Origin of the sequence: Rhizobium sp. B230/85, from assembly GCF_019355735.1 — a bacterium.
GTDB lineage: Bacteria > Pseudomonadota > Alphaproteobacteria > Rhizobiales > Rhizobiaceae > Rhizobium > Rhizobium rhododendri.
In genome coordinates this window covers 2,410,066-2,424,919 of sequence record NZ_CP072156.1, presented here as the reverse complement: position 1 = coordinate 2,424,919, position 14,854 = coordinate 2,410,066, and the positions used below count along the sequence as shown (strand labels likewise).

The 14,854-nt window shown below is 60.5% G+C and carries 12 protein-coding genes; 11 read left to right on the top strand and 1 reads right to left on the bottom strand.

The annotated features are described in order from the left end of the window. Positions 1-22: 22 nt before the first annotated feature. Positions 23-1,063, bottom strand: a complete 1,041-nt coding sequence (locus tag J5289_RS11785) for a LacI family transcriptional regulator (RefSeq protein WP_209206545.1) — start codon at positions 1,061-1,063, stop codon at positions 23-25. A 445-nt stretch (positions 1,064-1,508) separates the two neighbouring features. On the opposite strand from J5289_RS11785, the gene J5289_RS11780 reads away from it, so the two are divergent. From J5289_RS11780 to J5289_RS11730, 11 genes are all read left to right on the top strand, one after another. Then, positions 1,509-2,747 carry an ABC transporter substrate-binding protein gene (locus J5289_RS11780; RefSeq protein ID WP_209183867.1) on the top strand — a complete coding sequence of 413 codons (1,239 nt, stop codon included), beginning with the start codon at positions 1,509-1,511 and terminating at the stop codon, positions 2,745-2,747. 66 nt (positions 2,748-2,813) lie between these two features. Then, the gene (locus J5289_RS11775; RefSeq protein WP_209206546.1) at positions 2,814-3,710 is read left to right on the top strand and encodes a carbohydrate ABC transporter permease; all 897 of its coding nucleotides are present in this window, start codon (positions 2,814-2,816) and stop codon (positions 3,708-3,710) included. Then, a complete protein-coding gene (locus J5289_RS11770) occupies positions 3,703-4,641 on the top strand; it encodes a carbohydrate ABC transporter permease (protein ID WP_209206547.1) in 939 nt (312 codons plus the stop codon). The genes J5289_RS11775 and J5289_RS11770 overlap by 8 nt, the downstream gene beginning before the upstream one ends. Positions 4,642-4,643: 2 nt before the next feature. After that, entirely contained in the window at positions 4,644-5,735 is a 1,092-nt protein-coding gene (locus tag J5289_RS11765) for an ABC transporter ATP-binding protein (protein WP_111221842.1), read from the top strand. Between the two features lie 121 nt (positions 5,736-5,856). Continuing rightward, positions 5,857-8,313, top strand: coding sequence for a glycoside hydrolase family 2 protein (locus tag J5289_RS11760; protein ID WP_209183864.1), 2,457 nt, complete (start codon positions 5,857-5,859; stop codon positions 8,311-8,313). 87 nt (positions 8,314-8,400) lie between these two features. Beyond that, a complete protein-coding gene (locus tag J5289_RS11755) occupies positions 8,401-9,162 on the top strand; it encodes a sugar phosphate isomerase/epimerase (RefSeq protein WP_209183863.1) in 762 nt (253 codons plus the stop codon). Between the two features lie 14 nt (positions 9,163-9,176). Then, complete coding sequence (locus J5289_RS11750) at positions 9,177-10,310, top strand: Gfo/Idh/MocA family protein (protein WP_209183862.1); 1,134 nt, start codon at positions 9,177-9,179, stop codon at positions 10,308-10,310. Positions 10,311-10,374: 64 nt separating this feature from the next. Next, complete coding sequence (gene mgrA / locus J5289_RS11745; protein WP_209183861.1) at positions 10,375-11,406, top strand: L-glyceraldehyde 3-phosphate reductase; 1,032 nt, start codon at positions 10,375-10,377, stop codon at positions 11,404-11,406. A gap of 86 nt (positions 11,407-11,492) precedes the next feature. Continuing rightward, complete coding sequence (locus tag J5289_RS11740; protein ID WP_209183860.1) at positions 11,493-13,100, top strand: glycoside hydrolase family 43 protein; 1,608 nt, start codon at positions 11,493-11,495, stop codon at positions 13,098-13,100. A 157-nt stretch (positions 13,101-13,257) separates the two neighbouring features. Continuing rightward, positions 13,258-13,560 (top strand): RcnB family protein, encoded by a 303-nt coding sequence (locus J5289_RS11735; protein ID WP_209183859.1) that lies wholly within the window; start codon positions 13,258-13,260, stop codon positions 13,558-13,560. Between the two features lie 337 nt (positions 13,561-13,897). Continuing rightward, positions 13,898-14,800 carry a hypothetical protein gene (locus tag J5289_RS11730; RefSeq protein WP_209183858.1) on the top strand — a complete coding sequence of 301 codons (903 nt, stop codon included), beginning with the start codon at positions 13,898-13,900 and terminating at the stop codon, positions 14,798-14,800. The last annotated feature ends 54 nt before the right edge of the window (positions 14,801-14,854 follow it).

Here is a 14,854-nt window from a genome sequence, read left to right as displayed (position 1 = left end):
GCGGCTGAAGTCGCGACGTTATCTACGAGGCGTCCGGCCAGACGGGGGCGCTGATGCTTTGCAGCTCTGCCGGCCCGGTGCCGTCGATGCTGCGGATCAGCGAGCGCGCCAGTTCGCGGCCGGCGTGACGTACGTCCTCGTAGATCGTGACGATCTCGGGCCTGATCCAGTTCAGGATATGGCTCGATTGCTTGGCGACCATATCGACATCGTGCCCGAGCCGCAGGCCGGCTGCCTCGATGCCCGCGTTGACGGCGATAGCACCGCCGCCGGCTGTGGAGACGATACCGTCCGGCGCATTGGGGGAGCGCATCAGCTGCTCGATAGCGTTGCGGATTTCTTCCAGCGGCGCATCGATGGTGATCTTCAGCGGGACTTCCTCGGCACCATAGCGGAGCAAGCCGCTCTGGAAGCCGTTGCGCGTGTGGGTGTAATAGGACAGCCGCGCCGGCGGAGGCAGCAGGGCAATGCGGCGGCGGCCCTTGGCGGTGAGCGCCCTGACCGCTTCCTCGGCGAACGCCTCGTTGTCGAAATCATGGAACGGGTGGACGATGCCCATGTCTGTGCGGCCATGGGTGACGAAGGGCAGGTTGCGCTCGGCCAGCAACCGGACGCGCGGATCGTCCGGCTCCGTGCGCGAAATGATGACGCCGTCGGCCGACCCCGTATCGAGAATGTAGCGGACGGGAATCATCGGATCGCGGTCGTGGGAATAGGGTGTCACCACGAGGTGATACTGCGTTCCGGATAGGACCTCGGAGATGCCGAATACCATCTGGCTGGTGAAACCGAGAATTTCCTCGTCAATGCTGAGCACCAGGGCGATGACGTTGGTCTTGCCGGTGCGCAGGCGCACGCCTGCGCGGTTCGGCTGATAGCCGAGCTGGCGGGCAACCATTTTCACCCGCTCCTTCGTTTCTGCGCCGATATCGGAGGCGTCCTTCAACGCCCTCGACACGGTCGTGATGCCGAGGCCCGTCATGAAGGCGATGGTTTTCAAGGTCGGTCGCTCGCGGATAGCGGCTGGGCGCCGGTCTCCTTCTGAATTTTCTTGATTGTCCATGCTGTCCAACGCCGTTCCTGATGGGACGCCTTAGTATGATGGCGCTTGGACCGCAAGCGTCAACGGGTGGGCCTGTGGCGATCTGAGGTGCTAAATCTGTAACGATACAGTTCCGATGTCGAGCCCATATTTTGCTTTTCTTCATTGGAGATCTCCATCCCTGCTGCCTCTGCTGCAATGCCGCAAATTTGTGCGGCTGCGAAATAACCACCAAAATAGAGGGGTCTCTTGAAAAAGAAAAATGCACGAAAACAATGCATTGGCGATAATAAGGCGCGTGAATCGGATTTGCCTTTTTGCTGAGCGCAACGCTCATTTTTGCTTAGCAGATGCTCACAATGGGAAGGATAGGCTTTTTTCTGAGAAAATTGCGCCCAGGTAGTTGCGCCCTCAAAACGATTGCTCTACGTTTTTACTGTAACGTTTCAGTGAGGGAGGAGAACTCATGAATATGCGTTTTTTGACGGTCGCCATGCTGGCTTCCGTGGCGCTTTCTGCCGTTTCGGCGAAGGCTACAGATCTTGAAGTGACGCATTGGTGGACGTCCGGCGGGGAGGCTGCGGCGGTCAAGGAGTTTGCGAAAGCATTCGATGCGACAGGCAACCATTGGGTGGACGGTGCCATTGCCGGCTCCGGTGATACAGCCCGGCCAATCATGGTCTCGCGCATTACCGGCGGCAAGCCGATGGGTGCCACGCAGTTCAACCATGGTCGGCAGGCAGAAGAGCTCGTCCAGGCCGGCTTGATGCGCGATCTCAACGATGTCGCGATGAAGGAAAACTGGAAATCAGTCATCAACCCGCCATCGCTTCTCGACGGATGCACCGTCGATGGCAAGATCTATTGCGTACCGGTCAACATCCATGCCTGGCAGTGGCTGTGGCTATCGAACGCCGCTTTCGAAAAGGCTGGCGTTGCTGTTCCGAAGAACTGGGATGAATTCGTCGCGGCCGGTCCGGCGCTGCAGAAGGCCGGCATTCTTCCGCTGGCGCTGGGTCAGCAGTCCTGGCAGGTCACCGGACTGTTCAACAACCTGCTTCTCGCCCTCGGCGGCAAGGACCTCTATCTCAGTGTCTATGAGAAGAAGGACGCAAAGGCAGCGGCCGGTCCGGAGATGGCCAAGATCTTCAAGGCTGCGGACGACGCCCGCAAGCTGGCCAAGGGTTCCAACGTGCAGGACTGGAACCAGGCAACCAACCTCGTGATCACCGGCAAGGCCGGGGCGCAGTCCATGGGCGACTGGGCGCAGGGCGAGTTCCAGGTGGCCAACCAGGTCGCCGGCAAGGACTATACCTGCCTCGTCGATCTCGGTGCCGCCGATCCTTACATCAGCACCGGCGGGGATTCGATCTACTTCCCCAAGCTTGCCAATGCCGACCAGTCCAAGGCGCAGGAAGTTCTCGCCTCCGTGATGATGTCGCCGGCAGGGCAGCTCGCCTTCAATCTCAAGAAGGGCTCCATGCCGGTTCGTGGCGACGTCGACCTGACGGCTGCCAATGACTGCATGAAGAAGGGACTGGCTGTCCTGAAGAAGGGCAACGTCGTCAAAAGTACGGACGAACTGATCACTCCGGACACGACGACGCAGCTCAACAACCTGATGACGCAGTTCTTCAACGACGCCAGCATCAAGCCTGAAGATGCGCAGAAGAGCTATGCCGAAATCATCGGCAGCGCCGAATAAGCTCGCTTTGGTGCCGGCCCCCCCCAGGGCCGGCCACTCTTTCCGAGACAGGACCGCGAGGCCCCCATGCCCCAGAATGCTCGCCCGAGGCAGCTTTTCAAAAATCTCAACGCCAAGGTCGCTTCCATCCCGATGATCCTGACGGCTCTCTGCGTCTTCACCGGCGGAACGATCTGGACCGTCGTTTATTCCTTCACCAACTCGAAGCTTCTGCCCCGGCTCAATTTCGTCGGGCTTGACCAGTACCGCCGGCTGTGGGGGACGCAGCGCTGGCTGATCTCCATCGAGAACCTGGCGATCTACGGAATATTGTCGCTGATCTTCAGCCTGCTGATCGGCTTCCTGCTGGCGGCCCTGATGGACCAGAAGATCCGGTTCGAAAACACGTTTCGAACGATCTTCCTCTACCCGTTCGCGATGTCCTTCATCGTCACGGGGCTTGTCTGGCAGTGGATCCTCAACCCGGAATTCGGCATCCAGCACATCGTGCGCAGCCTAGGCTTTTCGACCTTCACCTTCGATCCGCTCTATGACCAGAGGATCGTCATCTACGGTGTGCTGATTGCCGGTCTCTGGCAGGGCACCGGGCTCGTCATGTGCCTTATGCTCGCCGGCCTGCGCGGTATCGACGAGGATATATGGAAGGCGGCCCGGGTGGACGGCATCCCGATGTGGAAAACCTACCTGCTGATCATCATCCCGATGATGCGTCCGGTCTTCATCACCACGCTGGTGATCATCACCAGCGGCATCGTCAAACTTTACGACCTGGTTGTCGCGCAGACGGGTGGCGGACCCGGGATCGCTTCGGAAATTCCCGCCAAATATGTCTACGACCTCATGTTCCTGGCTCAAAATCTCGGCCAGGGTTTCGCGGCCTCGACGATGATGTTGATCTCGGTGGTGATCGTCGTCGTCCCGTGGGCCTATCTCGAATTTGGCGGAGGCCGGAAGAATGCCTGACGTGCTCGCAGTCAATCAACCAGCCCCCGGCATGGCGGCACCGCGTACGCTTTCCGGCCCGAGCGGTGCCAAGCCCCGGCGAATCGTTTCGCCCCGCAACATCATGCTCTACGGAACGCTGTTCGTCGTTGCGGCCTACTATCTCCTGCCGCTCTACGTGATGATCGTCACGTCGCTTAAGGGCATGCCCGAGATCCGCATGGGCAACATCTTCTCACCGCCGATGGAGATCACCTTCGAGCCCTGGGTGAAGGCCTGGTCCTCCGCCTGCACCGGCCTCAATTGCGACGGACTGAGCCGCGGGTTCTGGAATTCGGTCAGGATCACCCTGCCGTCGGTGCTGATTTCGATCGCCATCGCCTCGGTCAACGGCTACGCGCTCGCCAACTGGCGCTTCAAGGGAGCCCAGCTGTTCTTCACGATCCTGATCTTCGGCGCCTTCGTGCCCTATCAGGTCATGCTCTACCCGATCGTCATCATGCTTCGCTCGATCGGGCTTTACGGCTCGCTGACGGGACTGGTGCTGGTGCATTCGGTCTTCGGCATGCCGATCCTGACGCTGCTGTTCCGCAACTACTTCACATCCCTGCCGCAGGAACTGTTCAAGGCGGCCCGCGTCGATGGCGCAGGCTTCTGGGGCATCTACTTCAAGATCATGGTGCCGATGTCGCTGCCGATCTTCGTCGTCGCGATGATCCTGCAGGTCACCGGTATCTGGAACGACTTCCTGTTCGGGGTCGTCTACACGACGCCCGATCTCTATTCGATGACGGTGCAGTTGAACAACATCGTCAATTCCGTTCAGGGCGTGAAGGAATACAACGTCAATATGGCCGCGACGATCCTCACCGGCCTCGTTCCGCTGATCGTCTATTTCGTCTCGGGACGGCTTTTCGTCCGGGGCATTGCCGCCGGCGCAGTAAAGGGTTGATCATGACATCCAGTGTTTCCATTCGCGATCTGTCGCTCAATTTCGGCGCGGTCAATGTCCTGCAGAACCTCAACCTCGAAATCGAGGACGGCGAGTTCCTGGTGCTTCTCGGCTCGTCCGGTTGCGGCAAGTCAACCCTTTTGAACTGCATTGCCGGGTTGCTGGACATCTCCGACGGCCAGATCTTCATCAAGGACAAGAACGTCACCTGGGAAGAGCCCAAGGACCGCGGCATCGGCATGGTGTTCCAGTCCTACGCCCTCTATCCGCAGATGACGGTCGAAAAGAACCTGTCCTTCGGCCTCCGCGTGGCGCGTCTGCCGAAGGCGGAGATCGAAAAGCGCATCGCAAGGGCTGCCGAGATCCTGCAGATCCAGCCGCTGCTGAAGCGCAAGCCGGCAGAGCTCTCGGGCGGCCAGCGGCAGCGCGTTGCCATTGGCCGGGCGTTGGTGCGCGACGTCGACGTCTTCCTGTTCGACGAACCGCTGTCCAACCTCGATGCAAAGCTGCGCTCCGAGCTGCGCGTCGAAATCAAGCGACTGCACCATGCGCTGAAGAACACGATGATCTACGTCACCCATGACCAGATCGAGGCTCTGACGCTCGCAGACCGCATCGCCATCATGAAGAACGGCGTCATCCAGCAGCTCGACGATCCCACCACGATCTACAACGCGCCGCGCAACCTGTTCGTCGCCGGCTTCATCGGCTCGCCGTCGATGAACTTCCTGCGTGGCGAACTCGTCGAGCGCGATGGCAAGGTGGCTTTCTCGACCAACGGCGTGGACTTCACGCTCGACGGCTATGCGGCTTCCGAGCCCCTTGTGGCGGGTCGCAAGGTCGTCCTCGGGCTGCGTCCGGAGCATATAGGGGTCAACGAGGCCGCCGGTCCCGGTGCTGAAGTCCACGATGCGGTCGTCGATATCGAAGAGCCGATGGGGGCCGACAACCTTTTGTGGATCAAGCATGCCGGCCACATCATGTCGGTGCGCATCAACGGCGCGCGTCGTTTCAAGCCGGGTGCGGCGATCAAGCTGATTTTCGACATGTCCGTGGCCTCGGTCTTCGACGCTGCGACAGAATTGCGGATCTAGGGGCGAGGGGTTGCGGGTCTCCTTCGGCGCTTCCGCGCCGCTGAGGCATGCCCTGCTGGCCGAGGACTGAGCGAAGAAAGAGCGAGAGGCGCTTTCGGCGTTGAATTTAGGAAATGACGGCATGACGGATACAGAAACTTCGATCGATCTCGCCGGCCCATGGCAGTTGACATCACCGGGCAGTGACCACCAGGCCGAAATCCAGATCCCCGGCGATGTCCATTCGGCATTGCAGGCGGCCGGCATCATTGTCGACCCCTATGTCGGGCGCAACGAGGAGGTGGTCCAATGGGTGGCCCATCGTGACTGGGTGCTGCAGCGGCGATTTGTCCTCGGCGAGGTCGACGGTGACTGGTATCTCGATATCGACTCTCTCGATACGGTGGCGACCGTTACGATCAACGATACCGTCGTGCTCGAGGCGGACAATTGCTTTCGCCGCTATCGTCCCGATGTTTCCAAGGCTCTGCGACCCGGTGAAAACACGCTCAGCATCGTGCTGCATTCCAGCATTGCAGTCGGCGCCGCCTTGCAGGAGAAGCAGCCCTTCTACATCCCCTACCATCCCGGCAATTCGCCCATCGCCAACGGCAACATGCTGCGCAAGCCGCAGAGCCATTTCGGCTGGGACTGGAATATCGCTATCGCGCCGCTCGGACTTTACGGCACGGTAGCGCTGCGCCGGCTGGAGACGGCGCGGATCGAGAGCGTGACGACGCGCCAGATGCACAACGACGACGGCACCGTCGATCTCCTGGTGACGGCGGCCTTGTTTGCCGGCCGGCAGGGGGTGGCACAGCTCTATTTCGAATTGGACGGCGAGCGGGTGCGGCTTGATTGCGGCGTGGTGGCCGGCGAGACCGCCATTACCCACGTCTTCCATATCGACGAACCGAGGCTCTGGTGGCCTGCCGGCAGCGGCGAGCAGGCGCTCTACAGGCTGTCGGTCGAAACCGGAAACGAGGTGGTGACACGGCAGATCGGTCTTCGCACCATCGAACTGATCACCGACAAGGATGCGGCCGGCAGCCGGTTTGCCTTCAAGGTCAACGGTCGCGAGATCTTCTGCCGCGGTGCCAACTGGATCCCCGCCGATGCGCTGTTCTCGCGCTCGAGCCGGGAAAAGACCGAGGACCTGCTGCAGTCTGCAGCCGATGTGCACATGAACATGATCCGGGTGTGGGGCGGCGGCTTCTACGAGGCCGGCTGGTTCTACGACATCTGCGACCGGCTTGGCCTGATGATCTGGCAGGACTTCATGTTCGCCTGCAATCTCTATCCCTCGACCGGGGACTTTCTCGACAATGTCGCGGCCGAGGTGATGTATCAGGTAAAGCGTCTGGCCAGCCATCCCTCGATCGCGCTCTGGTGCGGCGACAACGAACTGGTGGGCGCTCTCACCTGGTTCGAGGAATCGCGCAAGGATCGCGACCGCTACCTGGTCTCATACGACCGGCTCAACCGGACCATCGAGCTTGCCATGAAGCAGGCGGCGCCGGAGGCGATCTGGTGGCCGTCGAGCCCGGCCTCGGGCTATCTCGATTTCGGCGATGCCTGGCATGCCGATGGCTCCGGCGACATGCACTACTGGTCGGTCTGGCACGAGAACAAGAGCTTTGACAATTACCGCTCCGTGCGCCCGCGCTTCTGCTCGGAATTCGGCTTTCAGTCCTACACCTCGCTGCCGGTCATCCGGACCTATGCCGAGCCGAAGGACATGAACGTCGCATCGCCGGTGATGGAGCTTCACCAGAAGAACGCCGGCGGCAACGAGCGGATCGCGGCAACGATGTTCCGCTATTTCCGCTTCCCCAAGGATTTCGCCAATTTCGTCTATCTCAGCCAGATCCAGCAGGCGCTGGCGATCCAGACGGCGGTCGATTACTGGCGCTCGCTGAAGCCCCATTGCATGGGGACGATATACTGGCAGCTGAACGACACCTGGCCGGTCGCTTCCTGGTCCAGCCTCGATTATGGCGGGCGCTGGAAGGCGATGCACTACATGGTGCGCCGCTTCTTCCAGCCGGTGGCAGTTGCCGCGATCCCCTCCGAGGACAAGGCGACGATCCGGATGTCCGTCGTCAACGACACACTCGACGAGGTCAGCATCGACCTCGCTCTGCACGTCATCACAATGTCCGGTGAGGTCAGGCCGATGACCTCGGTGCAGGCGACCTGCGGTCCGGATGCTGCCGTTGCCGCCTTCGAGGTCGATGCCGCGGCGATTGCTCCCGGCTGCCTTCTCGGATGGACATTCACAACTTCGAACGGCATGGGCGGGCAGGGACACTACGTCCACGGTACCTACAAGGCGCTGGAACTCGAGCCATCGGGCCTCAGCGTCCGGCGCATCGAGCGCACGGAGGACGGGGCGGTCGAAATGACGCTCACCGCCAGCGGACTTGCACTTTTCGTCATGATCGAGAGCGAGACGGACGGGCGCTATTCCGACAACGCATTCGATCTTACGGCCGGCGAGACGCGGCTGGTCAGGTTCATGCCGTCGCTGCCGATGGCGCCCGACGCCCTGCCGGATTTCCGTTTCTACGACCTGCAGTCCTGCCAATCGCTGGACTGACCCCGATCACGTTGCTGCCATCGGCGGCACCCCGACCGGCACAAGCCGGCCAAGACGACAGGCCGAACGGCCATGGAGGAGAAAGCAATGACGACACTTGGTTTTCAGCTTTACAGCGCCCGCGAGTTCCCGCCGTTTTCCGACGTGTTCGCCAAGGTTGCCAAGGCCGGTTACAAGGAGGTCGAAGGTTACGGCGCGATGTATGCGAGCCTCGACGATGCCGGACTGAAGGCGATGCGTGCCGATCTCGACAGCAACGGCCTCACCATGCCGACCGGACACTTCGGCCTCGACCTGCTGGAGAGCAACCCCGAGCGTGCCCTCGAGATCGCCGGCGTGCTCGGCATCGAGTCGATCTACGCACCGCACATCATGCCTGACCAGCGGCCCTCGGACGCAAAGGGCTGGCATGCATTTGGCGCCCGGCTGGAGGCGGCGGGCCGCCGGTTCAGGAATGCCGGCCTCGATTTCGGCTGGCACAATCATGATTTCGAGTTCGTCAAGCTTGCCGATGGCTCGACGCCGATGGAACACATCATGGCCGGTGGCCCCGGTCTTTCGTGGGAAGCCGATATCGCCTGGGTGGTGCGCGGCGGCGCCGATCCGTTCGCGTGGATAGAGACGCTGGGTCCGCGCATCACCGCCGTCCATGTCAAGGACATCGCGCCGGCCGGCGAAAACACGGACGAGGGTGGCTGGGCCGACGTTGGCCACGGCACACTCGACTGGGCCAAGCTGATGCAGGCGTTGAAGTCGACGGGCGCCCGCCATTATGTGGTGGAGCATGACAATCCCAACGATCTGGACCGCGTCGTGACGCGCTCTATCGCATCGTTCAAGACCTACTGATCGGAGGGCTCATCATGGCCAAGGAACTCGGTGTCGGCATCATTGGATGCGGCAATATCTCAACGACCTATTTCACGCTGTCACCGCTCTTCAAGGGATTGAAGGTGCTCGCCTGCGCCGACATCAACATGGGTGCGGCGGAGCTCCGGGCGGAGGAGTTTGGCGTCAGGGCGCAAACGATCGACGAACTGCTCGCAAACGACGAGCTCGAAGTGATCGTCAACCTGACCATCCCGGACGCCCATTTCGCGGTCTCCAAGCGTATCCTCGAAGCCGGCAAGCACGTCTACTCGGAAAAGCCGCTGGTGCTGACGCTGGAAGAGGGCGAGACGCTGCGGCGTCTTGCGACGGAAAAGGGGCTCGCCGTCGGCTGCGCCCCGGACACGTTTCTCGGCGGCGCCCACCAGCTGGCGCGCAAGTTCATCGACGACGGCGGCATCGGCCGGATCACGTCGGGCACCTGCCATGTGATGAGCGCCGGCATGGAGATGTGGCATCCGAACCCGGACTTCTTCTTCCTGCCCGGCGCCGGTCCTATCCTCGATCTCGGCCCGTATTACGTGGCCGATCTCATCAACCTGATCGGGCCCGTCAAGCGCGTCGGCGCGATGACCTCGATGGCGTCGGAGACCCGCACGATCACCAGCCAGCCACGCCATGGCGAAATCATTCCGGTGAAGACGCCGACGACCATCCAGGCGTTGCTGGAATTCGTCAGCGGCGCGACCATCACGCTCACGGCCAGCTGGGACGTCTGGTCGCATCGGCATGGCAGCATCGAGCTCTACGGCACCGAGGGCTCGCTCTACGTGCCCGATCCGAATTTCTTCGGTGGAACGGTCGAAGCCAGCGGTCGCAACAAGGACATCAAGACGCTGGATGCATGGGAGCATCCCTTCGGCATCGCTAACCAGGAAAGTCCGCAGGGTCCGCGCGCCAATTATCGCACCGCCGGGCTCGCCGACATGGCGGCCTCGCTGATCGACGGGCGCGATGCCCGGTGCTCGCTCGACCGTACGCTGCACGGCGTCGATGTCATGACGTCGATCCTGACTTCCGGCGCCGAGAACCGGTTTATCGAATTGACGACCACCTGCAGCCAGCCGGCAGCGCTCGGCATTGAAGAGGCACAGGCGCTCTTGAAGTAAAGCTGGCGGGAGCTATTGTGCGCGCGGGCTGAACAGCCCGCGTTCGAGCATGGGAGAGATATCGATGAGCTGGCAACCGGCGGAAGACCGCTATTCCAAGATGAAGTACAACCGCACCGGCCGATCCGGCCTGAAGCTGCCGGCCGTTTCGCTCGGCCTCTGGCACAATTTCGGTGGCGACACGTCCCATGACCGCAAGGTCGAGATGTGCCGCACCGCCTTTGACCTCGGCATCACCCATTTCGATCTTGCCAACAATTACGGCCCGCCTCCGGGCTCGGCCGAAACGGCGTTCGGCGAAATCCTGCGCACGGATTTTGCCGGCCTGCGGGACGAACTGATCATCTCCTCCAAGGCCGGCTACAACATGTGGCCGGGTCCCTACGGCGAGTGGGGAAGCCGCAAGTATCTCGTTGCCTCCTGCGACCAGAGCCTGAAGCGCATGGGCCTCGACTATGTCGACATCTTCTATTCGCACCGCTTCGATCCGGACACGCCGCTCGAGGAAACCTGCGGTGCTCTCGACTACATCGTTCGCTCCGGGCGGGCACAGTATGTCGGTATCTCGTCCTATAACTCACAGCGCACCCGCGAGGCGGCCGAGATCCTGAAATCACTGGGCACGCCATGCCTCATCCACCAGCCGAGCTACTCCATGCTCAACCGCTGGGTCGAGGACGACAAGCTGCTCGACACGCTGGACGACGTCGGCATGGGCTCCATCGTCTTTTCGCCGCTGGCGCAGGGGATGCTGACGACCAAGTATCTGAACGGCATTCCGGAAGACAGCCGTGCCGCGCAGGACCATTTCCTGAAGCGGGAATTCATACGCCCGTCGATCCTCGAGAATATCCGCAAGCTGAACGCGATTGCCGAAAAGCGCGGCCAGACGCTGGCGCAGCTGGCGATAGCCTGGGTTCTGCGCGGCGGCAGGGTGACCTCGGCGCTGATCGGCGCCAGCCGTTCGTCACAGATCGTCGATTGCGTCAAGGCGCTCGACAACGTCGATTTCACCGCCGAGGAGCTGAGTGAAATCGACGTTTATGCCAAGGAAGCCGATATCAACCTCTGGGCCAAGTCGGCCGAGCTGGAATAGTCACTGCTCGGTGACTGTGTGCCGATAGTTCGAACTGAGGCGCCGCCTGTGGGCGGCGCTTTCATCGCCTTGGAGGAGGTAGACCGATGATCCGCAATCCTATTTTACCCGGCTTTAATCCCGATCCGTCCATCTGCCGCGTCGGTGACGACTACTATATCGCGACATCGACCTTCGAGTGGTATCCGGGTGTGCAGATCCACCACTCGCGCGACCTGGTGAACTGGACGCTGGTGCGCCGGCCGCTCGAGCGCCAGGCGCAGCTCGACATGCGCGGCAATCCGGACAGCTGCGGCATCTGGGCGCCTTGCCTGTCCCATGCCGATGGGCTTTTCTGGCTGGTCTACACCGACGTCAAACGGCTCGACGGCAATTTCAAGGACGCCCATAATTACATCGTGACTTCAGAGACCATCGAGGGCGATTGGTCGGATCCGGTCTATGTCAATTCATCGGGCTTCGACCCGTCGCTGTTTCACGATGCCGACGGTCGCAAGTGGTTCGTCAACATGCAGTGGAACCACCGCAGCGAGAGCTTTGGCGGCTCGCCGAAGTCGCCTGCCTTCGACGGTATCCTGCTGCAGGAATACGATGCCGCCAGCAAGTCTCTCAAAGGCCCGATCCGCAACATCTTTGCCGGCAGCCAGCTCGGTCTCGTCGAGGGTCCGCACCTGTTCCAGCGCAACGGCTGGTATTACCTGACGACCGCCGAGGGTGGCACCGGCTACGACCATGCCGTCACCATGGCCCGGTCGCGCGATATCGGCGGGCCCTACGAACTGCATCCGGACAGCCACCTGATCACCGCGAAGGATCACCCGGAGGCAGGCCTGCAGCGCACCGGGCATGGCCAATATGTCGAGACCCCTGACGGCGAGGCCTATCACACCCACCTTTGTGGCCGTCCGCTGGCGCCGTTGCGTCGCTGCACACTCGGCCGCGAGACGGCCCTGCAGAAATGCGTCTGGAAGGATGACTGGCTCTATCTCGCAAACGGCACCGTGGTGGGCGACGTGGACGTTCCGGGCCTTGCCGGTGCCGTTCCCATCGACAAGCCGCGACGCAGCGGTGCGAATTTCGACGGAGCGATATTGCCGGCTGATTTCCAGTGGCTTCGCACCCCGAGGCCGGAGCGGCTGTTCAGTCTTACCGAGCGGCCGGGCCATCTGCGGCTGTTCGGCCGCGAAAGCATCGGCTCCTGGTTCGAGCAATCGCTGGTTGCCCGTCGGCAGGAGCATCATCGGTTCCGGGCGGAAACCGTGATCGAGTTTCTGCCGGATACCTACCAACAGGTAGCGGGGCTGACCCATTATTATAACCGCTTCAAGTTCTATGCGCTCGCCGTCACCGTCCATGAGGAACTGGGGAGGTGCCTGACCATTCTCTCATGCCCGGGCGACTATCCGGAGGGACGCCTTACCTTCCCCATCGGCAGTGGCGTCGCCGTTCCAGAGGGACGATTGCAGCTCTCCCTGGAGGTACGCGACAACGACCTGCAGTTCTACTGGCAGGCCGAGGGCATGGGTGCATGGCAGGCGATTGGGCCGGTGCTCGACGCTGGCGTGATTTCGGACGAGGGCGGACGAGGAGAGCACGGCTCGTTCACCGGCGCCTTTGTCGGCATGTTTGCCTTCGATCTCTCTGGTCGGGCGAAACCCGCAGATTTCGACTGGTTCAACTACGACATCCTCTAGGTTGACGGACGTTGTGGGCCATGTTTGCCTGGCCGGCCTGCCCCACAGCAGGTCGCGCCTGACTGCATTGACAAAATTTAATATATTTGACCGCGATCCGTCACCTTTTTCAGATATGGCTGCGCGTCTAAAAGACGTAAAACTACGAGGAAAGCCGATGAAGAAGACGATCACCGCGCTGCTTGCTGCGGCGTGCCTGATTGCACCGCTGGCGCAAGCCCCTGCGGCCCTTGCCGCGACGCCATCAAAAGACGTTCATCGGCCTGTTCTGCACAAGGGAAGCTGGACGCGCGGCCATCGGCTTTCGCCCTCTGACCGCAACCACGCCGTCCCCCTCGACTACACCCGCTACCGCCTGAAGACGCCACCCCACGGCTATCGATGGGTCCGCATCGGCGGAAGCTTCCTGATGGTCGGCTCCACCAGCGGCCTCATCCTCAGCGTCGTGGCCGCGCGCTAAAGCGGCCGCTGGATTTTTGCGTGACTACCTACCGTCAAAATACTTTTAAGGATTTGACCGAACTCCGAAATATTCGCAGCGCGCTCCAGAAACGGCGACAGAAAGTTTTAACGGGCCTCTCCGCCTGCAGAATGTGCTTATACCTCGTCGGCAACGGTTATGACGGGATGATGAGCGCGATGCGGATAGGCCTCGCTTAAAGTCCGGATAGTTTAACGCAATTCTCCAACTTTAAGTGGCGCAAAATTGGTCGATTTTGCGTCTCGCAGGCTTATTCTCGCTTTTCAATATTTTCTCTGATAGGTTGTATTTTATCTCATCTTACGAGGGGGATAGAATGGTCGACACCATAAAGCTGGGTCAATACGAGCATGAAGGCGCATCGCTCGATAGAATTAACGCCGGGTCAAACTATCGGAAGGCGCTCGCTTATTGGCTGGGCTTTCTGAAGGGCATTCTGGCAAGTAGCAAGGTCGAGACTGCCGAATACGATCCGCTAGTTGTCGAAGCCAGAAATTTTCTCAATCTGCTTCATGATCCAGATGCGCACGAGCTCATTGAAGATCTTCATATCTGGAAGAACGAGCCGCACGAAATTTACGACATCGTTGAAAATATCGTTACCATGCGATCCCGTAATTTCATTATCGAGAACGATAAAGACGAAATCAACGAGCTGTATGGATTTTGTGCCGGGATAGCCTGCGATAATCGTATTACTGTTAGAGAAGTAGAAAAGCTGCTTTCTCGATTGGCCAACTATCCCAACATCCAAGCTGATCTACGGGTGACTAACCTTAGAGATGCGGCGCGTCGATCAATCGCCGATGGCAGGATCACGCCGGAAGAATCCGACGACATATGTACGTGGATCACCCATCTGGTCGGAGATAGCGCCACCGACACCGGGCTGGCTACCTTCGGCAACGTCGGCGTAATCGAAGGTGCACTTGAGGATCATAACGAAGTTGTTTTTGATCAGCGAATGTTCGTACTGACGGGAAGATTTACTCTCGGTCCGCGTAAGGCGATAGAGGGAATGATTTCAGATCGCGGAGGCGGGTTCAAACGCACCGTATGCAGAAACACGCATTACCTGTGCGTGGCGGTCGAGGCTTCGCGAGATTGGCGGCACAGCCATGATGGGCTGAAAATCATCAGAGCCCTAGAGTTACGAAATGAAGGCCGGGGACCCCATTTCGTACACGAAAGCATTTTGGCCAGAGCCCTGTCGCGATAGGCAGATGTCAGGAAATAAAAAGCGGAGCCAAATAATCGGTACTTGGCTCCGCTT